This is a genomic window from Calothrix sp. NIES-3974 (assembly GCF_002368395.1).
Classification (GTDB): Bacteria; Cyanobacteriota; Cyanobacteriia; order Cyanobacteriales; family Nostocaceae; genus NIES-3974.
Genome location: NZ_AP018254.1, coordinates 430,779 through 452,070, shown reverse-complemented (window position 1 = coordinate 452,070; position 21,292 = coordinate 430,779). Strand labels below are relative to the sequence as shown.

The following is a 21,292-nucleotide window of genomic DNA, read 5'->3' as shown; positions in this document are numbered from 1 at the left end:
ACGAATTACTAATTATTTTTAGATACCGACAATAAGGAATATATGAAACCATGAGCGCCTTACAACTACAAGACAAACGAATTCTCGTCACTGGAGGGGCTGGATTTTTAGGTCGCCAAGTGATTGAGCAATTATGTCAGGCGGGTGCAACCAGAGATAAAATTACAATTGTGCGATCGCGTGATTGTGATTTGCGGAAAATGGAGAACTGTCAACGGGCTGCTGACCAGCAGGATGTTATCATTCACTTGGCAGCCCATGTGGGTGGTATCGGTTTAAATCGCGAAAAACCCGCAGAGTTGTTCTACGACAACTTGATGATGGGAGCTCAATTGATCCATGCTGCTTACGAAACGGGTGTGGAAAAGTTTGTTTGTGTCGGGACTATCTGCGCCTACCCCAAGTTTACTCCGGTTCCGTTTAAGGAAGATGACATCTGGAATGGTTATCCAGAGGAAACTAATGCACCCTACGGTATTGCCAAAAAGGCGTTGCTGGTTCAACTCCAATCCTACCGTCAACAGTACGGGTGTAACGGTATCTATTTGCTACCGGTGAATCTGTATGGTCCAGAAGATAATTTCGATCCTCGCAGTTCCCACGTAATTCCCGCTTTAATTCGTAAAGTCCATGAAGCTCAGGTGCGGGGTGATAAACAACTCCCGGTTTGGGGAGATGGTAGTCCTACCCGCGAGTTCCTCTATTCTGAGGATGCTGCACGGGGAATTGTCATGGGTACGCAGTTCTACAATAGTTCTGAACCCGTGAATTTGGGTACGGGTTACGAAATTTCTATCAAGGATCTAATTAATTTAATTTGTAAGTTAATGGATTTTGACGGGGAAATTATTTGGGAAACTGATAAACCTAATGGACAACCCCGACGCTGTTTAGATACTCAACGAGCTAAAAAAGAATTTGGTTTTACTGCTCAAGTTGGGTTTGAGGAAGGATTGAAAAATACGATTGATTGGTGGCGCAAAAATGCTCAGTAAAATCTGGTAGTTAACTAACTTATAATTTTTTAGGGAGTAGGGAATGGGGAGCAGGGAGTAGTAAACATTTACCCAGCTTTTGCTGACTTACCAGAAGTATTAGTTAATTTATCATTCTCAATTTTTCAATGGGACGAGCAAGAATCGTCCTATTTTTGATTTATGGCTGGAAAAACCAATTAAAAAATGTTTTGAATACATCCGGTAGAGACGCGATATATCGCGTCTACCAAATTAATATTTTCCACCGAGACGAGGTTTATTGAATTATATTAAGATAAGCAAACCTGCAATTGGCAGTTGGGAATATCGTTAATTCATGTCAATACCACAAAATACTAATGCAACAAAGCCTGGATGGTCGTTAGAGAAACGCGATCCCGAATTTATTAAGTCGATGCTGCCAGTTATGGGTTGGCTGTACGAAAATTATTTCCGTGTCCAAGCGAGTGGCTGGGAAAATATACCTCGGAATGAAAAAATATTGCTGGTTGGTTCCCATAGTGGGGGTTTAGCTGCACCAGACATGCTGATGATGATGTATGACTGGTTTCGGATTTTTGGTGTGGAGTCTCCTGTTTACGGGTTGATGCATCCTAAAGCCTGGATTGTTGATAATCCCATAAGTCAAATGGCTGCTAAATCTGGAGCGATTATTGCCCACCCGAAAATGGCTAGAGCAGCTTTTGCTAGTGGGGCTAGTGTCTTAGTTTACCCTGGTGGCGCTCAGGATGTGTTTCGTCCCCATGCGATGCGTCATCAGATTTACTTTGCAGGAAGAAAAGGTTTTATTAAGTTAGCCTTGCGGGAGAATGTACCGATTATTCCCATCATTTCCGTCGGCGCTCATGATACCTTGTTTGTGTTGGCTGATATTTACCCCATCTTAGCCCAACTCAACTCTTGGGGAATACCTTGGTTAGGTGGGTTTGACCCAGAGGTTTTTCCGATTTATTTGGGTTTACCCTGGGGGTTAGGGATTGGTCCACTACCCAATATACCCTTACCAAGTAAGATTTATACCCATGTTTGCCCAGGGATTAAATTTCCCCACTATGGTCACCAAGCAGCTTGCGATCGCGCTTATGTTGATGAGTGTTACAACCTAGTAGTTGAGACAATGCAAGCAGAGTTAGATAAGTTAGTTGCCATTAGCAAGCTATAAATAGGTCTTACGTAAACTCCTAAAATTAAAGACGCAGTTATACCGCGTCTCAGATCAATCAAAAGTACAACAATAGCTGCTCTTGAGGAAAAATAGGGTGTAGCCAAAATACTCAAAACCTAGCCTAACGGGAATGATACTTGCCTACGCTTACCCGCAGGATAATCCAAAATCTCAAATGCTAGTGGTCTTTCCCCTACGTTCTGATGGTTTTGTAGTTGCGGCTCTAGCCTCAAACAAGCTTTAAGACAAAGACGCTATACCCGCAGGGTTGTCGTAGACTAGCGCAACTACGTGCCTTTTTTAACCTATCAAAATTAATGACATGGAGTACTAGTACAGGTTGGCTGAAATAAACCGAGTATTAACTTTTTATCTAGTGACCACGCTCCGCGTGGTCGCTTAGTGAGTTGAAGGCTCTGCCTTCATTCACGAAGCAGGAGCCTCGCAGATTCTGCTCCCACGCGGAGCATGGGAGCGAGGGGAAAGGTAGGTGTATTTACGCCGCGCGGTACTAGTAATTTTTCTTTTCAGCTGGTTCTCCTTCAAAGGGTTGGGGTCCAACTTCTGGATAGTTGTCATCTGCGGGTGTAAAAATTCTCTTCACACCTCCAGAAATAAAATTAATCACTTTTTGAGGAATTTCTATGATTGCTTGCCAAAAACCTTTCCGCGTCGTGTTGTCAGTCATACCTTTGTCCTCTTGATTTTTCTGGGTTTAGCCACTGGAAACTATTTTGCAACCGGATCAATACCCACTTCCTTTGCTGCGCGGGTATGCATTGTTTCTTCTAAATGTTCTTGATGTAGACGCTTTTCCACCATTGCTGCTCTTGCAGCTTCGTCAATATGTTCGGTATTGTTTCTTGCTAATTCTTCTGTAGCTCGTTCTTGCATATTGGCTTGTAAGTGTTCCTGATGTAAGCGTTCTTCTGCCATTGCTTCTCTGGCTTTTTCTTGAACACTTAAATCCACTTTCACCACATTACGTGGAGATTTTTCTGCTTTGGGTATGGTCAATGTGACTATTCCATCTTTAATATTGGCTGCAACCTGTTCTTGTTTAACGTTTACTGGTAACGGAACAATCCGTTGAAATTTGCCGTAACTAAATTCAGATCGATAATAACCTTTTGTATCGCTGGTTTTCTCCTCCTCATACTCCCCGGCGATCGCAACTGCATTTTCGCTGACTTGTATATCCAAATCCTTCGCGTCTATCCCTGGTACTTGGATTTTCAAAATAATATCTTGATCTGTTTCTTTCAATTCAATGGCTGGATTCCAAGCCAAATTATCCATTTTTGGGAATATCCCCTGTGTTGACTCCGGATGCATGATTTCATCAAACAACCGATTCATTTGTTGACGGAGGGTATTTAGTTCTTTGAGCGGTTCCCAGTGTATTAAAGACATATCTATTCCTCAAAATATGCTTTGAGTTTTTTGGATGTCGAGCCTAACCCTGGCTCTACTATCAAAGTAGAAAAAGATTTTGAGGAAATTGTGAGGATGTCTCTCTTTTATATGAATAAGTATTAATTTATATTGCCAAAAATTACGGAATGCGGCAGTTTGGGAGAATTTTGGCAAATAGGTAATCGGAAATAATCCAATTACCAATTCCTCATTCCCAATAATCGTAAAATCCCCCTAACTTGAGTTGGAGGATAAACTGAGGTATCTAAAAACGGTTTAAACCAAGACAGGACAAATTACCAAAGTACCATTGGGTAAAGAAAGTTACCAAAGTACCATTGGGTAAAGAAAGGTTTTTCCCCTTAAGGTACAGCGTTCGAGCAAACTGTTCGCAGGATAATTCGTGGGAAATTCAGGGGAATTAAACCACAGTGTCTGTTATTTCCGGTCAAACTGCTTCTGTGTTCTTTTCTCCGGTACGAATGCGCACAACTTGCTCTACAGGTGAAATGAAGATTTTCCCATCACCAATTTCTCCCGTCCGTGCTGCCGAGATAATTTTATCTACAACCATATCAACTTGGTTATCTTCGACAACGATTTCCACTTTCAGTTTTTGCAAGAATTCTACCGTGTATTCAGAACCCCGGTAGCGTTCGGTTTGTCCTTTTTGTCGTCCAAAACCACGGACTTCAGATACGGTCATCCCCACAATTCCAGCGTTAACCAGGGCTATTTTCACTTCATCAAGCTTAAATGGACGAATAATTGCTTCTACTTTTCTCATTATTTAAGTCTCCAGTTTGAAGTTTGATTTGACTCCAGTTTATTGGTGTTGGTGTGTCATTTGCTTTGTTTTACTATCTAACCAGATTATTTGCGCAAGAAACCAACCTGTACGGTTGTTTTTTGACAACTAACTTACAGGTGAATATCAGTCCCCACGAAAATAGATGATAAAACCACGATTTTCAGTCAGTTCCACTCTGCTTCAATTTATCAACCTATATCTGTGCATTGTAAACATTGCTTAAGTTGAACTCCTATCTCCATCTGAGTATCCCGTAATTATTCGCTAATCTACCACTTTTGAGTAGTTTTTTTAATATTTTCAACATCCCCAAAATTACCGGTATTTACGAGATTAGAATAAAAAACCAAACGTACTCATCTATAAATTTGAGGCATTAGCGTGTTTGACTATCAATCAAGGGTTTGACCACCAAGTAGCCAGCACCAAAGGCAGAGACTAAAATAAATGCGATCGCTAGCAACATCCACCAGCTATGGATGGCTGATTTTTCTGGTTCGGAATCACTGTAGTAGCTAATCTCCTGTTCTTCCACATAAACTGGTTGTGGTTGAGGAATGTAGACTGAAGGGTTTTTTCGAGATTTCCGTTTTGCTTGGACTGGACGAGGTACTTTAGTCACTTGAGGTTTTGTTTTTGTTGGTTGCTGACCACCAGCATGACTAAATGTAGGTAATTCTTCTTTCCCCCCATAATGAGGTTGGGGATTGCCTGGGGTCGCCTTACCACTATTTGCGATATTTTGCAAGTGCATCACAGCCTGGACTACATTGTGAATTTCCTGACGTAGTTGCTGATTTTCCTGGAAAAGTTGCAGATTTTGCCTTTCTATCTGTTGTAATCTTGCTTGTGTGGCTTGTAGTTCCATCGCTAAATCACGATACACCGACAGTGGAACTGTCGCTGGATAGTCAGATTGGGGGATGTGGTTAGTTGCTGTTTGCATTCTGGGGTTAGATAGGGATTAGTTCAGCTTCGGTGGGTGATAATCACAGGACTTAGTTTGCATCATGGCGTAGACACGCAGAGCTTACTGTGAGGCCGAAAGGCAATTTTATACCTTTGTAGAGGGTTTTCAAGGTTTTCAATTTGAGATTTTGGATGATAAATCCCTGTACGTCAAGGACTCCATAGCTCAATTTGTCCTATTTTTATCCAGCTTTGAGATTCTAATTTTCCATTTTGAGAGCAAAATCTGATTCTAAAAGTGTATTAAGTCCTAAATTATCTACTAGGTAGATATAGGGCATATCACCGTAATTGGGAATACTTCATTGGAAAAAACTCAAAATTTTTATTAATTATATGAATATATTTTTCTTAAATGCCAAGCCACCCTTAATCAGTGTCGCAGATACTACACTTATCAAAACAACACTTTCAATAATAGAAAATACTCTATAAACCAGTATTTGCTAGTTAAACTGAGCTATGCTATGTATTTTGTGATATATAACCCTATTTCAGTTAATTATTGCAGATTACTGCTATCTCGCGCATAAATATTATTGCATATGCGATACTTTCTACCTCATAGAAACTTGAAGTTCATTTGTCACCCATCGACTGGCAATAAATCAAAAAATAAATCAAAAGAGAAATATAAGCTGTTGAGCATTTAAACCGTCTCCATTTTGAGAACTGTTTTTCATTCGTGATTACTTGAGATTGCTACGCAAGCAGGAAGTCGCTGCGCGTCTACCTAACGACCCTACGGTCGATCCGCTACGTGAAGAAGTGCAATGACTAAAACTCCGGTTTTGATTATGGACGAGGTTTAATACCGTTTTAATGTGAAGTTGTACATAACAGTTTGTCCGAAGCGAGGAGGAACGACGAAGCAATCTCATAATCTTCAATGTTAACGAGGTGCTGAGATTACCGCGCTCCACTTCATTCCGGACTGCTCCCTCCGCAAAAAAAGCAAGCTACGCAATGACACGCAAAAAAATTATATGCAGCTTCATCTAAAATTGGTATGAGTTGTATATTTACTACTTTTGATGGATGACTGCTACCTGTTAGCTGTCAACAGCAGTTCAATTAGTTATGCGATTTATGGGAGTTTCTGATTATCAGCGTGCTAGATATAGGAGTTCTATGGGGTTTGTGTTCACAATGAGGATAATTGAACTATTTATAACAGCCTAAATTCAAATTTTATGACAAGGTAGAAACTTCCTCTGGCAAATCAAATAGTACTGTTGTCATATAATGTTCTGCCCATTTTGAGCCAAAGGCTTTTTCTAATACCCGTCTGGTTTTATCATTTTTTTGTTGTTTTGTGCAATAATTGCGTTGTCCAGCCAGAATTTCCGTCGCTTGTTGGGGAGGAACAGGTTGGGATGACCGTGCATTTTGACAATGAATGGTTAAATAATCGACGACCCGTTGTAAAAATAATTGTTCTTCCTCTAGGTTTGCTGGTTTAATAAACAGGCAGAATTCCGAGAAAATATCCCCCCAAGCAGGTAATTCCCGTGGTTGAGTAAAATTCACTGTGGGTAATGCAGCTAAAGCACTGGTATAAACACCTGGTAAAACATGGTGGGAACCAACGGGAGATAAATCCACAATCGCTGCACTGATTTGTCCCCGTCCTCCCACTAGGTCACAGCCAAACATGGGTAAATCGTATTCAGGACGGGGAAACATCACACAATGGAGGATATCTAACATATTTCCCACCCGTGCTAGTTCCATATGCATCTTGCGGAACTGGGGGGTTTGGTAGCAGCGATTTTCGATAATTAATTTTTCCCCTTCTAATTTACCTTCCACATAGCCTAATTCTGCGGGTAAATCATAGGGTGATAATTCCAGGTTTTGTTGCCATGTGGCTTCAATGGAGTCCGCTAATTGACGAATTAGAGGGTGCTGCTGCTGACGTAAAGATGGAATCGAAGAACTTGCTGACATAATTTTTAGGGGCAAAATTTCTGCTATAGTTCAGTCTAACTTCCTATCAGCCTGATTCATCCCCTTTTGCAACAGAACTTTTGACATCACTAAACGGGTGTTGCTGAATTTCGGCATAAATTATAATTGTTTACATTTTTTATTAATTTTTATTTTATTAATTTTTATGAAAAATAGAATCGTCGTAGGGAGATGTAGCAATGCTACGTCTCTACGATGTCAATTTTCCCCATTCCCTGTTCCCTATTTCCTTGCTGACTATTTTCCAAATAAACTACAAATATTAGAAAACTCTTGTTAAAATCTCAGTTAATTTTTAGTAAAGTTTCATACCCGACTTCCATGCAAGACACGATTCTCGATGTACGGAATTTACAAGTTGAGTTTTCAGGTGATGGTAAAAGCGTTAAGGCTGTTGACGGTATTTCCTTTCAAGTCCGTCGTGGTCAGACTTTGGGGATTGTGGGGGAGTCGGGGAGTGGAAAGTCGGTGACTTCTTTGGCTGTGATGGGTTTGGTGCAAAGTCCGGGACGGGTGAGTGGTGGGGAGATTTTGTTTTCTAGCCAACCGGATAGTAAACCGATTAATTTGCGATCGCTCCCACCGGAGGAAATGCAGCTGTATCGGGGTGGGGATATTGCCATGATATTTCAAGAACCGATGAGTTCCCTCAATCCTGTCTACACAATTGGTTTTCAGATGACGGAGGCTATTTTACGTCATCAAAATGTGACTGCGGGGGAAGCTAAACAAAAGGCTTTAGCGGGGTTGCAGGAGGTCAAGTTATTACCAACTGATGAGCAATTGTGTCAAGAGTATATTCAAACGGGTATAAATCCCCAGGATGAGGCTAAGTTACGGGAAGTAATTTATCAGCACAAGGAGTCAATTTTAAATCGTTTTCCCCACCAACTTTCGGGGGGACAGTTACAACGGGTGATGATTGCGATGGCGATTTCCTGTAATCCGTTGTTGCTGATTGCGGATGAACCTACAACCGCTCTAGATGTAACTGTACAGGCGACAATTATTGAATTGATGCGGGAGTTACAAATCCGTCGGCAGATGGGAATGATTTTTATTACCCATGATTTAGGTTTAATTGCCGAAATTGCCGATCAAGTTGCGGTGATGTATAGGGGGAAAATAGTTGAATATGGGGATGCGGTGGATATTTTTCAAAATCCCCAACACCCCTATACGAAGGGATTGGTAGCTTGTCGTCCCACCTTGGAAAAGCACCCAGAAAAGCTGTTAACGGTGTCGGATTATATGCAGGTGGAGGAATCGGAGGATGGGGAGATTGTGATTCGTCCTCAGCAACCCCACCAACCGATTGAAGTCTCCAGTGGGGAAATTGAACAGCGTTTGCGGTATTTAGATTCCCAACCAGCTTTGGTGGAGGTGCGGAATTTGCAGGTAGCCTATCCAGTTAAGGGGGTATTTGGGGGAACAAAGCGTTATTTTATGGCGGTTAATAATGTTTCCTTTGAGATAAAGCAGGGGGAAACCCTGGGGTTGGTGGGTGAGTCGGGTTGTGGAAAAACAACTTTGGTGAGGACATTATTACGGTTGATTGAACCGACTGCTGGTCAAATTATTTTTGATCAGTGTGATATTACCCATTTGAAGGGACAGGAATTACAAAAATTGCGTCGAGAAATGCAAATTGTGTTTCAAAACCCCTTTGCAGCTTTAGACCCCCGGATGAAGGTGGGGGATGCGGTCATGGAACCGATGGTAATTCACAAACAAGGAAATTCCCGTCAACAGCGTTTAGAACGGGTTGCATATCTACTAGAACGGGTGGGTTTAAGTGCGGATGCCATTAATCGCTATCCCCATCAATTTTCTGGAGGACAACGACAGAGAATTTGTATTGCTAGGGCTTTGGCATTAAATCCCAAATTTATTATATGTGATGAGTCCGTATCTGCCTTAGACGTATCCGTCCAAGCCCAGGTTTTGAACTTGTTAAAAGAATTACAACGGGAATTTGGCTTGACCTATATTTTTATTTCCCACGATTTAAGTGTGGTCAAATTTATGAGCGATCGCATTTTGGTGATGAATCGGGGGGAAATTGTCGAACAAGGCAAAGCTGAAAGTATTTACCGCACACCCCAACAGGAATACACACGCAAGTTAATTGCTTCCATCCCCACTGGAAGTCCCGAACGGATGAGGAGTAAACGGCTCAAAACCTTGTCGCAATTAGAATGGGAGTTACTCGAATTATTACAAGGTGACGAGGAAACTGCCTTAAGATTATTACGCACACAACGAGATAAAACCCCCGACCAGTCCCCCGAATGGATTACAGCCAAGGTGATTGAGGATTTATTGCGCGATCGCAATTAAATTAACGTGATACCAATTTGAAAAAAGAAGGCGACAGATATTTTGTAGAGACCTAGCAATGCTACCTCTCATATTGAGTATGTGTTACAAACATTTTACGGTGAGAGCTAACTGTATCTAAACAGCCAAAAACCCAGTCAAAATGACCGGGTTTTTTGGGATATAAACTCCCACTGGCTCTGTATATTGTATGAGTTATATTTTGAAATCCTTCCTATCTATGAATTCAGTTGCGTAACCCAATTTCCGGAAAAATAGATGTATTTATTTTGTATTTTCTCTGACAAAGATTAAAGCTATTGTTAAGATAAGGATTTATTGGATTTTAGCGCGATCGCAGACCGAGAAAATTGGTTCGCTACTCATACAAGTGATACTAACTCGTAATTTGTAATACCCCCTACGCGGGAAGCAAGCTACGTAATAGCCTGCGGTAAGATAAGAGGAAGAAGTTATGGAAATTGTTACTAGTTGGCAACGTCAAGGACGAATTGAAGGACGAATTGAAGGAAAACGAGAGATGGTTTTACGCCAACTCAATCGTCGTGTCGGAACTTTAACTCCCCAGTTGCAGGAAAGGATTCAACGGTTATCGGTGTCCCAGTTGGAGGACTTGGGTGAGGCTTTATTGGATTTTAATGCGATCGCAGACCTAGAAAATTGGTTAGCTACCCATACAAATGATACTAATTCGTAATTCGTAATCACAAAAGCTGTAGGAATCATATTTGATTTATGAAAATACCTATTACGCCGAAGCTTGTCTGACAAAGCTTTATTTCTTGATATCCCTAACAAGATTCAAGTAGGATTCCTATAGATATATAACCAATGATTCTGTCGGTTCTATATCTTGCTTGTCCAATTTTAGCTTACACTACCCCAAAAAAGTCAAAAACATTACCACAATCATGGTAATGTCCGACAAAAATATTTAGCTACCCACCAAGAAATTGAAATTCCTGAAAAAATCAATCCAAAATCTAAAATCCATAGACGCGTTGGCGAAAGCCATGCCTTTAGGCTAGCGGATCGACCGAAGGGTAATCCATAATCAGTTCATTTTCTCGGTACGCGTAAGCCACGACGTTCGAGCATTTGTCGCACCTCTGGACTGGGGTTGTAGTTGTAGCCATAGGAGCTACGTTCAGAATCATCGAGAATCTGGGGTGTGAGTAAGACGATTACTTCATTTCGTTGTTTTTCGCGATTGGTTCTTCTAAACAGTGAACCAAGTAAAGGAATATCACCCAAAATAGGCAACTTAGAAACACTTGTTCTATCTTGGTCTTGGATAATACCGCTTAGAACAAGGGTTTGACCATCACGTAAACGCACTGTTCCAGAAGTTAAGGAACGTGTAGAAACCAAGAATATTCTTTGACTACCATTGCCTGTATTAATAAAATCTGGGGCTTGAGGAGATGCTACGGTAGGAGCAACAGATAGTGAAATAAAGCCATTATCGTCTATTCGATCTACCTTGACAGCTAAAGTTAAACCAACAGTTTCTTTCTTCGCTGTGATTGTTTCAGAAGAAGTACCATCACCGCGAGTGATTTGCCTTTCAATATTGCCTACCACCTCTTGAGTTAGTCTAACATCGGCCGTCTGACCCTCTTGTACGATCAAGGTTGGATCGGTCAGAATCTTCGCATTTTGGTTACGTACCTGAGTTTGAATAGAAGCCAAAAAACGTTTAGGAAACTGGTATAAAGATGGTTGGTTGAATGTGTAAACATCCGGACTACCGGGTGTACCTGGCTGAAAATTGGTAATTCCAACACTGAGAGGATTTCCACTCACTGAGGGGTCAGCAGATGGTCTCCCGTTACGATCAAAGAATCTATCCCCTAAGAAAACTTCATCTGCTCTAATTGGGTTAGGAATTACTGGTGTACTGGTTACACTATTAGCTGCTTCAGTTGGGTTTGCGGGTCGGGAACCTCCAAAGTTGGCAGAGGCGTTACCTCCATCAACAGAAAAGAAATTATTAACTATTCCAAAGGAGAAACTAGAGTTGAAGTCCTTAATACCCGTGAGGTTAACATCAACAATCTTGACATTAACAGCTACTTGACGACGGCGAACATCAAGGGGAGTTATCTGAGATAAGGCAATTTCAACTAATTTGGACGGCCCAACTAATGTTATTGTATTGGTTCTAGTATCTCCTGACACTTGTAGTCCTCGCAGAATCGGTACTGAATCAGTAAAGATTATTCGTTGAGCAGTTAGATCCGTATCTTCATTTGTTTCTCTTTTGTCATTTTCTTGACCAACGACTTGAGTTGTCACTCTTCTGGTTTTCTGTTCCGCATTGACAGCACTTTCTGCTCCCAAGTTAACTAAAACTCTTAATATTTCTGGTACTGCTGCTTGGTTAAGTCTAATATTACGTACAACCATGTCACGAGTTGAGTTTGGAAGCCTTGGTCCAACAAATATCGTGCGTCCACTGCGATTTGCTTCTAAACCACTTAAGCGTAATACGTGATTGAACACATCTTGTACAGGTTCATTCTGTATATCTAATGATATTCTTTGGTATATGACTCTTTCTGTACTACCTGTGTTTTCTTGAACAACAGAAGTTCTCGCGCCATCTTTACCTTCTTCACTTGGACCAGCAAAAGCCAAATTCATATTTGCGGCTCGTGCCAACAACGAGAGGACTTCCCGAACTGGCGCATCCCGCAACACCAACCGGGGTACTCGTTCTTGGGTTCCCAGGTCGATCGTGCTAGGTGACGCATCGGTGTTGGAAATCGCAATGTCGCCAACTGGTGGCGCGACGGCGCGGGGCAGAAAGGGGGGTGCGGGATAGGATGGTTGGGTTGTCCCAGCTGCTGGGGCTGGTTGGGTGTTCATTCCCGGTGAGGGAACGGGTATTTGGGCTACGGGGGTATTGGGTGTGTTATTTGCTGTACTGGGTGCGGAGGAGGGTGTCACGCTTAAGGTGAGTCTGGATGGACCACGCATGATGGGTAATGCTTCGGGGGCGTTACTTTCCCCGGTGACTGTCACCCGAACACTGTTGGCATCGAGTTGGCTAACTTCCACTGCGGCAATCCCAGGGGCGGGATTTGCTTGACGAAAGTTATTCCCTTGTGGTAAACGTAATTGCGTATTAATGATGTCCGCGACTAGGGCGTTACCTCGCCGAGTCGTAAATACTTGGGCGCGATCGCCTGCTGCGGTGTTTAAGACTAAATTCACTCCACCGTCAGCTTGGCTAACTTGCACGCCTGTAATCTGAGATATCTGTGCCGCTACTGGTTGTGCTGCCAACACAACCATCGCAACGGCACTTATTGTTAAACCATTACCGTGAATCTGTTTCACAGTTCATTCCTCACCTGAAATCGATTTAGTGATTGTGCATAAGTATCTAGCTAGCAGCATAGGTAATCTGCTATCAGTGCTGGGAGCTTTTAGTAGTTTTTACTACCTCTTTGTTAACGCTTTACTGTTAACGATGATTGTTTACTGTATTATTCCCATCACTACCGCGAAAGTAACTACGTAATTTCCGCAATTTGGAAAATTAGGGAGTGGGGAATAGATACGAGCCGTCGGGTCGTCTCCTGGGGAATAGGGAACAGAGTATTTATCTCTTGAATAAAGAGCGAAAGCAATTACTACAAGCTTTAAAATTAATTCCTTAGACTACTTCCCTTCGTCTAGTTCCCCTACTGTTGAGGTTGAGCTTCACCTTCTGCATTTGCCGCATTCGCCTTATTGGCGGCTGCGACTTCTTCGGGGTTGAGAGGCATCAGAGCTTGAAGTTGAAAGCTGCTATTTATACCAACTGGTCCAATGCGACGGATTGGTTTGTTGCCAATCATCTCGACTTCTTGGTTCAGTTCCGATTTGTACTCTTTCACCAATAGTAGGGGTTGGAGACGCTCGATATTGCGTAAAATTGACTGGGTTTGTTCGTAGGTTCCTGTGACTTGAATGTTGATGGAACTGCGTTTTAATTTACCGTTGATGGCTGCACCGAGGGAACCGTCGGTAATTACCTCAGTTTTTTGTCCTGTGGGTTCAAATTTACGTAATCGGGAACGAACGGCGTTGGCTGGTAGTAGGTTGTTTCCCGCTTCTACAACGCGGTTAAGGTCTAACAGGAGGGTGTCGAGGGTTTTTTCGTTGGCAAATAATCCTAGAACCTGGAGGTTTTGCCGTTTTGCTTGGGCTAGTTCAGCTTTAACATCATCGATTTGGGCGATACTGGCTTTTTTTTGCTCAATTTGGGTCTTTAAATCGGTTTGTTTGGCTTGTTTGCTTTGAAATTCTTCCCAAGCTGGCATGGCTAAATTCAAAGCCATGTAGGCTGCTCCTGCTACCCCTAAAAATCCCACCAAAATACCAATCACTTTGGGGGTAAAGGTAATACCAAACACCACAGGATAACCAGGATTGTCACCTAGTGCGCCTTCCTCGATAAAATTCATCTCATCTGTGAAAGTCATCTTTTTAACGCTCCTGTTTGCTGTAAATTCCGAATCCGAGCCACTAAGCCGACGGTTCCTTTTTGTTCCAATTCCCGCATTAATTCGGAGGCGGGAACTTCACTTAAACTCGATTCGATAGTATATTTAACTACTTTTGGTAGTTTAATTATGGCATTATTGCTGGTATCAAGGTTAGGGGGTATGGGTGCATCTCCCAATTCAGCGGAGGTAATGCGGGTGTCACCGGCTTTGAGGAATCGGGATTGTTGTAGGGTCAAGAGAAAATCATTGACATCGTTGAATGTCCGAGCATAACCGCTAATTTTCACCCCTCCTGCGGGATTGGGACTGGGTTTACCTTCCTCTGCTGCTGCTGGGGGAGTTTGTTCGATATTACTCAGTTGTACCGAAGTGGGAATGCGATCGCGTACGTCCTGTAACATGGCTGACCAGGGACGAATTTGGTCAAAAACTGTCACTAGGGCTTGGGTTTCACCTTTAACTCTGGTGATTTCTTCGCGGATTTTATTGATGTCGCCAATTTCGGCTTCCAGTTTTTGATTTTCCTGTTCTAACAGGGCAATAGATTCATCTAGCTGGCTATTTTGGGCTTGGAGTATCCACCAACCAGTTCCCACTAGTGCGAGGGAAAATAGTCCCACCCCCACACCAATAAATAGAGGTGTCATACTACCAGGTTCTGCGGGTGGTCGCGAAGCACGATTAACTTTGCCACCCCCACTCGGATTATAGGCAGCTCGGTCTTTGAGAAAATTAATATCTAATCCATACATGGGTTTAAACCTCCCGCATTCCTAAACCTAGAACAATTCCTAAACCCGGTCTTTGGACTGGGGAAAATTTTTCCTCATCTATTTGCAAGGACAAGGCACTCACCGGGTCAATTTGGGTGGTAGGTAAACTCAAACGTTGGGTAAAGAATTCATCCAGTTGGGCTATTCCCCCACCAGAACCAGCGAGGAAAATTTGGGCTACTTCCAGATTTTCACTTTGGTTGAGATAAAAATCGATGGAACGACGCAATTCATCGGTCAGTTCACCTAAAACCCGCATCATTGCTGCCATACCAGGGTTGACAGCAGTCTGTCCGGTTTTCCCCCCATCCATTGATGTCGCAGGGATGGTCATCCCCAGGAGTAAATCGATATCCCGCGATGGAGGTAAACTCATGGCCCGTGATAGGGCTGTTTGCATTTGGTATGTACCAATTGGCACTGTCCGGGAAAACTGGGGTACACCGTTGACAATAATGGCAATTTCCGTACTATCAAATTCAATATCCACCAGTACCACGGCTTCCTGGGGTCCGAATTGACGCAGTTGTTCACGGATTGTCCGAATTAGGGCAAAACTGTTGATTTCCAGTGCCTTAACCTGTAAACCAACCTGTTCAAAGGTACGAATATAGGTGTCAACAATGTCCTTGCGGGTTCCCACCAACAGAACTTGTACCTTTTCAATCCCATCCTCATCGACAAAGTATCCCAACTTCTGGTAATCTACATCAGCCTCTTCGCGGGGATAGGGTAAATACAAACCAGCTTCATGGTTGAGTACCATTTCCCGCAATTCCTGGTCATCAAGTTCAGCTGGAACCGGAATCAGACGCACAATCGATTCCCGTCCCGGAACCCCACTGATGACATGGGAGGCTTTGATCTTGTTTTCTGTTAGCAATTGCTGGATAATTTTTGCCATTGCTGGTGGGTCGGCAATTTGTCCGTTCTCAAATACGCCTTCGGGAACTGGGGCAGAGGAAATTGCTTCTAGTTTTAAACCTTGGCGCTGTTTGCGCAGACAAGCCAAATTAACTCTTTCTGGTGAAAGTTCGATGCCAACCGTTTGACTTGATTTTGCAAATAATTTATTTAAGCTTTTAATCACTGTTTTGCCCGTAGGACTGCTACTCTGTACTACTTTGTAAATTTGCTCAATTAATTTCAGTTCATCTAATCGATCATAAAAAACTTCACTTGCCACGAAGTAATTCGTTGAGCTTATAATCACGAAAATTCCACATCAGTACTTCACCCCATTTTTGTTAAATAAATCACAAACGCCATGATACAAATCCGACAATTTCGACGCATGACAATTTGGGCATTGTTAGGCATCTTTACAACCTGGATTGTCAGTTGTAGTAATCCCCAAAGCAATACCAATAATCAGGCTTCCACCAGTTCTAACTCCGGTCAAATTGAGTTTTGGACAATGGCCCTCAAACCCCAATTTACTGACTATTTTCAAACTGCGATCGCTGCCTTTGAAAAGGAAAATCAAGGTATAAAGGTAAACTGGGTTGATGTTCCCTGGGATGGCATGGAAAACAAAATTTTAACAGCTGTTTCCGCCAAAACGCCACCGGATGTGGTTAACCTAAATCCCGATTTTGCTTCCCAATTAGCTGGTCGCAATGCTTGGCTAGACCTAGATACAAAGATTAGCGATGAAGTCCGTTCCTCCTATTTACCTAACATTTGGAAAGCCAGCACCCTCAATGGTCGGAGTTACGGTATTCCCTGGTATCTCACCACCCGGCTAACCATTTATAACACCGATTTACTGAAACAGGCTGGTATAGATAAAGTACCCAAAACTTACGCAGAACTTGCACAGGTTGCCAAAGAAATTCGCGAAAAAACCGGAAAATATGCTTTTTTTGCCACTTTTGTACCGCAGGATTCCGGAGAAGTGTTAGAATCCTTTGTGCAGATGGGTGTGGATCTAGTTGATGACCAGGGTAAGGCTGCCTTTAATTCCCCTGCTGGGAAGGCTGCTTTTACATATTGGGTAAATTTATACAAACAAGGATTATTACCCAGGGAAGCTTTAACAAAAGGGCATCGACAAGGAATTCAGTTATATCAGGCAGGACAAACGGCATTTTTAACATCAGGGCCCGAATTTCTCCGTCAAATCGAGAAAAACGCTCCGAATGTAGCTAAGGCATCCCAAACCGCACCCCAAATCAGTGGAGATACGGGTAAGAAAAATGTCGCAGTGATGAATATAGTTGTGCCCCGTGACAGTAAAAACCCGGATGCGGCGTTAAAATTTGCCTTATTTATTACCAATGCTCAAAATCAATTAGAATTTGCCAAGGCTGCAAATGTGTTACCTTCCACCATTGCATCCCTGGAAGACCCCTATTTCAAACAATTACCACCGAACCCCACCACCCTTGATCAAGCTAGAATCAACAGTGCAGAACAACTCAAGCAAGCAGAAGTTCTCAAACCCACCCTCAAGGACATTAAACTGTTGCAAAAAGCTATCTACGAAAATCTGCAAGCTGCCATGTTAGACAAAAAAACCATTGAACAAGCGATCGCGGATGCGGAGTCGGAATGGAATAGTCGAACGTAGGATTTTGGATTAGAAAAAACGGTGTTGTTGAATTTGGGCATGAATTATATTTGCCTACATTTTGTATTCAAACCAAAATCATTGTAGAGACGCGATATATCGCGTCTCTACACAATGCAACGTCACAATGTTAAATTTTCGATTCACATTCCGATTCAGGAATACATCAAATCTGTTCCCTGCGATAATTCCGTAACAAATTCCCAATCAAATACAGGGAACCGCATAGCACGACCAAATTCCCTGTATCCTCACCGGAATCACTACAAGCATGATTTAAAGCCTCCCTACAATCATCAAACACCTGACAATCCCGTAAATCTGGACACACCTGTAAAGCCAACTGCTGTAAATCGATCGGTTGAGCAGAACTGTGGTCAGGAACTGGTACTAGATATAATTGGTCGTGCGATCGCAAGAGGTTTTTAAAAACCTCCCGATGCTCTTTAGTACTTAACATCCCCATGACCCAAGTCACATGGGGAACCACTAAAGAATCAATATAATCCCGTAAAACCCTAGCTGCGTCTGGATTATGAGCTCCATCCACTAAAATTTTTCTGAAGCTAGAGCTATTCTGAATTGGCCAATCTAACCATTGCATCCGTCCTGGCCATTTCGCTTGACCCATTCCCTGGGCAATGGTTGCCCTATTAATTTTATCCCAACCTTGCTGCTGTAGTATTTCCAAAGTTGCCACCGCTAAGGCAGAATTACTTAGTTGAATCTGCCCATTTAAAACCAAAGGATAGGTTATCTCCTCGAAACTAAACAAAGATTTGACCCGAACCAGATACTCCCCTTCACTACCATTGACTAATTCCCCCGGTAAAGGTGTATAAATCGGACAATTTAACTCCTTCCCTCGAATCTCTACTATCCCTTTAGCATCATCCGGTAATTGTCCCACCACCACCGGACAACCAGGTTTAATTATACCAGCCTTTTCCCTAGCAATATCCGCCACCGTTGGTCCCAATTGCTGCCAATGTTCCCGGCTAATAGATGTAATTACTGATACTAAGGGATTATCAACCACATTCGTTGCATCTAACCTTCCCCCCAAACCCACCTCAATCACCGCAATATCAACCTGCTGCTGGGCAAAATATAGCCAAGCAGCAGCCGTAATCACTTCAAATTGGGTTGGTGATTCCCCGTTTTCTGGTGTCGCTTTTCTCACCTGCTCCAAAACTCGCGACAAATCCACTGGGGAAATCGGTTGCTCGTTGATACAAATCCGTTCATTCCAATCGATTAAATGGGGGGAGGTGTAGCGTCCGGTTTTATACCCTGCCGCCGTCAGGGTAGCAGAAAGATAGGCACATACGGAACCTTTGCCATTACTTCCAGCTACGTGAATAATGGGAACTCGATGGTGGGGATTAGCTAACGCTGATAGTAGGCTATGAATGCGTTGGAGTCCCAAATGAACGCCAAATCGTTGAAAAGGCTTGAGGATAGCATCAATTTGCATGTAACAGTGTGAGGATTTTTTGGGGAAGATTATGCCACTAACACTCGACCATCCACACAAGCAATCCATGTGCCATCATGAAGTTGGTGAGGGTCAAGATGGTGCATACCCGAACCATTCCACCCTTGACCACTGGGGACTAACACCGGATGAGGTGAAACTTCTTGTTCGTGATAGGTGGTGGTGGATAATTCGTCAATGGCGAAAGCTCGCACTTGAATACCATAATCTGGGTCGCAATCTTGAGTATAGCGAATGATTTGATGATTATGCATAATCACTCGACCAGCGGGTCTAGCTATATGACCATTACCTTGAATTATTGGACTTAAGGGATGTTCCTGCCAATTTCCCAGTAATTCGTCAGCATAAAACAATCGGAGGGTGTCGTATTTATGTTCTGGGTTTGTTTCCGTAAATAGCCACCACTTGTCAGCATAGCGAATTAGGGAAGCATCTAAAAAAATACCTCCACTCATCAAATTACCGACAAATTGCCAATGGGTGGGAAATTTTGAGGCTTTATATAAACGAATTGATTTAGCTTCAAAACTTTCTGGAATCAGATAATATTCTCCCATCCACTCAAATACATGGGGATAGGAAAGGTGAAATGGTTCGGCGATCACGATTTTTTCGTATTTCCATTTTCTTCCATCGGGACTGGTGGCTAATCCAATTTCACCACGGGAGGTTTCATTATTAAAAACTTCAAAAAACATATACCAGGTTTGCTCCACCTGAATCATGAAGGGATCGGCAATAAATCCAGCGCGGACATCCGTCACATCCCGACGACTTAAAACGGGATTTTTGATGTCTGGTGGTGATTTTAAATCAAAAGGCGATGAACCTGTGTAGATACCAATCGACCATTGTAATGCTTTATCTGGTAATCCAATGGGAAGTTGATTTAACAACTTGGGAGGTAAGCTGTATACTAAGGGTTTAATTGATTTTTTGATGACTGATTTCACAATACTCATTTTGGTTTTTTGGTTACGGAAAGTTATTTTTGATTTTTTAATGAATTGCTTGAGACTGGGGAGTAGGATTCTAGAAGGTTGTTTAAAAAGTCATTTTTAATACTTGAATTATTGTTTTTGGGAATAGGAAGAGACGCGACATGTCGCGTCTGTACTCTCGAAGGAAAAATTAGCTTTATAAGGCCATGTCCAGAGTCAGGACGATAATCAAAATAGTGATAATTAATACTTTCCAATCATCCTCTAAGGTGTGTTTACTCACTTGAAATACAGAGAGTTGGAGGTGGGGACTTAGGAATAGCCATCACGTAAGGATTACACCAAAACCCGTGAAAGTGGTCTACTCCGACTCCCGACTCCCTAGCTAATTTTCCCAGGACTCAATTAGTAATTTCAAACCCTGACTGAGGGAATACTGGGGGAAGAAACCCAAGTAGGAATTGGCTTTAGAAATATCCGCAAGGGAGTGGGGGATATCTCCGATTCTCGGTTCGGCAAAACTTGTACCTGCTGACCATTGGGGAAATAGTTCATTGAGGGTGATGACTAATTCCCTTAGAGAAGTGGATTTCCCGGTTCCGATATTGCAACTAATACAAGTACCTGGGGACAATTCTGTCGTTAAAGCTTGGGAACATGCGATCGCCACATCCTTGACGAAGACAAAATCCCTTGTCTGACTACCATCTCCGTAAATTGTAATGGGCAATCCCTGTTTCATGGCCGCACTAAAAATCGAAATTACCCCGGAATACTGGGAATTGGGTAATTGTCTTGGACCATAAACGTTAAAAAACCGTAAACCCACAAAGGAAAACCCTAAATTCTGGCTAAATAAATTGGCGTACTGTTCGCTGACTAGTTTTTGCAAACCGTAGGGGGAAAGGGGTTTGAGAGTTAAATCTTCATATATCGGTAAGGTGGTTTGATTTCCGTATACCGCAGCAGAACTAGCAAATACCAGTCTGGGTATGTTTAAATCCCGACATAGCTCAATTACAGCCATTGTGGCTGATAAATTGTGATCATGGGCTGAACGGGGCTTTAACCAAGATTCCGTCACCGAAGGACAAGCTGCCAAATGGGCTATTCCATCAATTTTCTCATCAAAATCTGTTGTTTGACAATCGAGAATATCTTTGCGGATAAACTGTAAACTGGGGTGTTGCGGTAGATTATTGATTGACCCAGTGGATAGGTTATCAATAACTGTGACTCGATGACCTTGCTCCAGTAATACCTCAGTCAAATGGGAACCAATAAAACCCGCACCACCTGTAACTAGAAAATGCATGGGATATTTACCTGTGTTTCT

Annotated in this window: 17 protein-coding genes; 5 read left to right on the top strand and 12 right to left on the bottom strand. The window is 42.5% G+C overall.

What is annotated here, in order from left to right; genetic code table 11:
* The first annotated feature begins 50 nt into the window (after positions 1 to 50).
* Entirely contained in the window at positions 51 to 995 is a 945-nt protein-coding gene (locus CDC37_RS01710; RefSeq protein ID WP_096620199.1) for a GDP-L-fucose synthase family protein, read from the top strand.
* A gap of 319 nt (positions 996 to 1,314) precedes the next feature.
* Complete coding sequence (locus tag CDC37_RS01705; RefSeq protein ID WP_096620198.1) at positions 1,315 to 2,160, top strand: 1-acyl-sn-glycerol-3-phosphate acyltransferase; 846 nt, start codon at positions 1,315 to 1,317, stop codon at positions 2,158 to 2,160.
* 514 nt (positions 2,161 to 2,674) lie between these two features.
* Here CDC37_RS01705 and CDC37_RS24645 read toward each other — a convergent pair.
* The 5 genes from CDC37_RS24645 to CDC37_RS01685 form a co-directional block, all read right to left on the bottom strand.
* On the bottom strand, positions 2,675 to 2,851 hold the full coding sequence (locus CDC37_RS24645) for a hypothetical protein (protein WP_172892742.1): 177 nt from the start codon (positions 2,849 to 2,851) through the stop codon (positions 2,675 to 2,677).
* A gap of 41 nt (positions 2,852 to 2,892) precedes the next feature.
* Positions 2,893 to 3,576 (bottom strand): Hsp20/alpha crystallin family protein, encoded by a 684-nt coding sequence (locus tag CDC37_RS01700; protein ID WP_096620197.1) that lies wholly within the window; start codon positions 3,574 to 3,576, stop codon positions 2,893 to 2,895.
* Positions 3,577 to 4,027: 451 nt separating this feature from the next.
* A complete protein-coding gene (locus CDC37_RS01695; protein ID WP_096620196.1) occupies positions 4,028 to 4,366 on the bottom strand; it encodes a P-II family nitrogen regulator in 339 nt (112 codons plus the stop codon).
* 400 nt (positions 4,367 to 4,766) lie between these two features.
* Positions 4,767 to 5,336, bottom strand: coding sequence for a hypothetical protein (locus tag CDC37_RS01690; protein WP_096620195.1), 570 nt, complete (start codon positions 5,334 to 5,336; stop codon positions 4,767 to 4,769).
* 1,214 nt (positions 5,337 to 6,550) lie between these two features.
* A complete protein-coding gene (locus CDC37_RS01685; RefSeq protein ID WP_096620194.1) occupies positions 6,551 to 7,309 on the bottom strand; it encodes a phycocyanobilin:ferredoxin oxidoreductase in 759 nt (252 codons plus the stop codon).
* A 342-nt stretch (positions 7,310 to 7,651) separates the two neighbouring features.
* Between CDC37_RS01685 and CDC37_RS01680 the strand changes: the two genes are divergently transcribed.
* A complete protein-coding gene (locus CDC37_RS01680) occupies positions 7,652 to 9,670 on the top strand; it encodes an ABC transporter ATP-binding protein (protein ID WP_096620193.1) in 2,019 nt (672 codons plus the stop codon).
* 454 nt (positions 9,671 to 10,124) lie between these two features.
* The gene (locus CDC37_RS01675) at positions 10,125 to 10,367 is read left to right on the top strand and encodes a DUF4351 domain-containing protein (RefSeq protein ID WP_096620192.1); all 243 of its coding nucleotides are present in this window, start codon (positions 10,125 to 10,127) and stop codon (positions 10,365 to 10,367) included.
* A 362-nt stretch (positions 10,368 to 10,729) separates the two neighbouring features.
* Here CDC37_RS01675 and CDC37_RS01670 read toward each other — a convergent pair whose 3' ends face one another.
* The 4 genes from CDC37_RS01670 to pilM form a co-directional block, all read right to left on the bottom strand.
* On the bottom strand, positions 10,730 to 13,015 hold the full coding sequence (locus tag CDC37_RS01670) for a type IV pilus secretin family protein (protein ID WP_096620191.1): 2,286 nt from the start codon (positions 13,013 to 13,015) through the stop codon (positions 10,730 to 10,732).
* Positions 13,016 to 13,362: 347 nt separating this feature from the next.
* Positions 13,363 to 14,145, bottom strand: a complete 783-nt coding sequence (locus CDC37_RS01665; RefSeq protein WP_096620190.1) for a pilus assembly protein PilO — start codon at positions 14,143 to 14,145, stop codon at positions 13,363 to 13,365.
* A complete protein-coding gene (locus CDC37_RS01660) occupies positions 14,142 to 14,921 on the bottom strand; it encodes a PilN domain-containing protein (RefSeq protein WP_096620189.1) in 780 nt (259 codons plus the stop codon). Before CDC37_RS01660 ends, CDC37_RS01665 begins: the two co-directional genes overlap by 4 nt.
* 4 nt (positions 14,922 to 14,925) lie before the next feature.
* A complete protein-coding gene (pilM, locus tag CDC37_RS01655) occupies positions 14,926 to 16,032 on the bottom strand; it encodes a type IV pilus assembly protein PilM (protein ID WP_096625809.1) in 1,107 nt (368 codons plus the stop codon).
* A 177-nt stretch (positions 16,033 to 16,209) separates the two neighbouring features.
* On the opposite strand from pilM, the gene CDC37_RS01650 reads away from it, so the two are divergent.
* Entirely contained in the window at positions 16,210 to 17,514 is a 1,305-nt protein-coding gene (locus tag CDC37_RS01650) for an ABC transporter substrate-binding protein (RefSeq protein ID WP_096620188.1), read from the top strand.
* Positions 17,515 to 17,680: 166 nt separating this feature from the next.
* Here CDC37_RS01650 and CDC37_RS01645 read toward each other — a convergent pair whose 3' ends face one another.
* The 3 genes from CDC37_RS01645 to CDC37_RS01635 form a co-directional block, all read right to left on the bottom strand.
* Positions 17,681 to 18,991, bottom strand: coding sequence for a bifunctional folylpolyglutamate synthase/dihydrofolate synthase (locus tag CDC37_RS01645; protein ID WP_096620187.1), 1,311 nt, complete (start codon positions 18,989 to 18,991; stop codon positions 17,681 to 17,683).
* A 29-nt stretch (positions 18,992 to 19,020) separates the two neighbouring features.
* Positions 19,021 to 19,977: a glucosamine inositolphosphorylceramide transferase family protein gene (locus CDC37_RS01640; RefSeq protein WP_096620186.1), complete on the bottom strand. Its 957-nt coding sequence runs from the start codon at positions 19,975 to 19,977 to the stop codon at positions 19,021 to 19,023.
* 364 nt (positions 19,978 to 20,341) lie between these two features.
* Positions 20,342 to 21,271, bottom strand: coding sequence for an NAD-dependent epimerase/dehydratase family protein (locus CDC37_RS01635; protein WP_096625807.1), 930 nt, complete (start codon positions 21,269 to 21,271; stop codon positions 20,342 to 20,344).
* Positions 21,272 to 21,292: the final 21 nt, after the last annotated feature.

Bases quoted from the DNA above. Each gene is read 5' to 3' on its own strand.
- CDC37_RS01635 (WP_096625807.1), bottom strand. From the start codon at position 21,271: ATGCATTTTCTAGTTACAGGTGGTGCGGGTTTTATTGGTTCCCATTTG.
- CDC37_RS01660 (WP_096620189.1), bottom strand. From the start codon at position 14,921: ATGTATGGATTAGATATTAATTTTCTCAAAGACCGAGCTGCCTATAAT.
- CDC37_RS01645 (WP_096620187.1), bottom strand. From the start codon at position 18,991: ATGCAAATTGATGCTATCCTCAAGCCTTTTCAACGATTTGGCGTTCAT.
- CDC37_RS01705 (WP_096620198.1), top strand. From the start codon at position 1,315: ATGTCAATACCACAAAATACTAATGCAACAAAGCCTGGATGGTCGTTA.
- CDC37_RS01675 (WP_096620192.1), top strand. From the start codon at position 10,125: ATGGAAATTGTTACTAGTTGGCAACGTCAAGGACGAATTGAAGGACGA.
- CDC37_RS01650 (WP_096620188.1), top strand. From the start codon at position 16,210: ATGATACAAATCCGACAATTTCGACGCATGACAATTTGGGCATTGTTA.
- CDC37_RS01695 (WP_096620196.1), bottom strand. From the start codon at position 4,366: ATGAGAAAAGTAGAAGCAATTATTCGTCCATTTAAGCTTGATGAAGTG.
- CDC37_RS01690 (WP_096620195.1), bottom strand. From the start codon at position 5,336: ATGCAAACAGCAACTAACCACATCCCCCAATCTGACTATCCAGCGACA.
- CDC37_RS01700 (WP_096620197.1), bottom strand. From the start codon at position 3,576: ATGTCTTTAATACACTGGGAACCGCTCAAAGAACTAAATACCCTCCGT.
- CDC37_RS01685 (WP_096620194.1), bottom strand. From the start codon at position 7,309: ATGTCAGCAAGTTCTTCGATTCCATCTTTACGTCAGCAGCAGCACCCT.
- CDC37_RS01680 (WP_096620193.1), top strand. From the start codon at position 7,652: ATGCAAGACACGATTCTCGATGTACGGAATTTACAAGTTGAGTTTTCA.
- CDC37_RS01665 (WP_096620190.1), bottom strand. From the start codon at position 14,145: ATGACTTTCACAGATGAGATGAATTTTATCGAGGAAGGCGCACTAGGT.
- CDC37_RS24645 (WP_172892742.1), bottom strand. From the start codon at position 2,851: ATGACTGACAACACGACGCGGAAAGGTTTTTGGCAAGCAATCATAGAA.
- CDC37_RS01640 (WP_096620186.1), bottom strand. From the start codon at position 19,977: ATGAGTATTGTGAAATCAGTCATCAAAAAATCAATTAAACCCTTAGTA.
- CDC37_RS01710 (WP_096620199.1), top strand. From the start codon at position 51: ATGAGCGCCTTACAACTACAAGACAAACGAATTCTCGTCACTGGAGGG.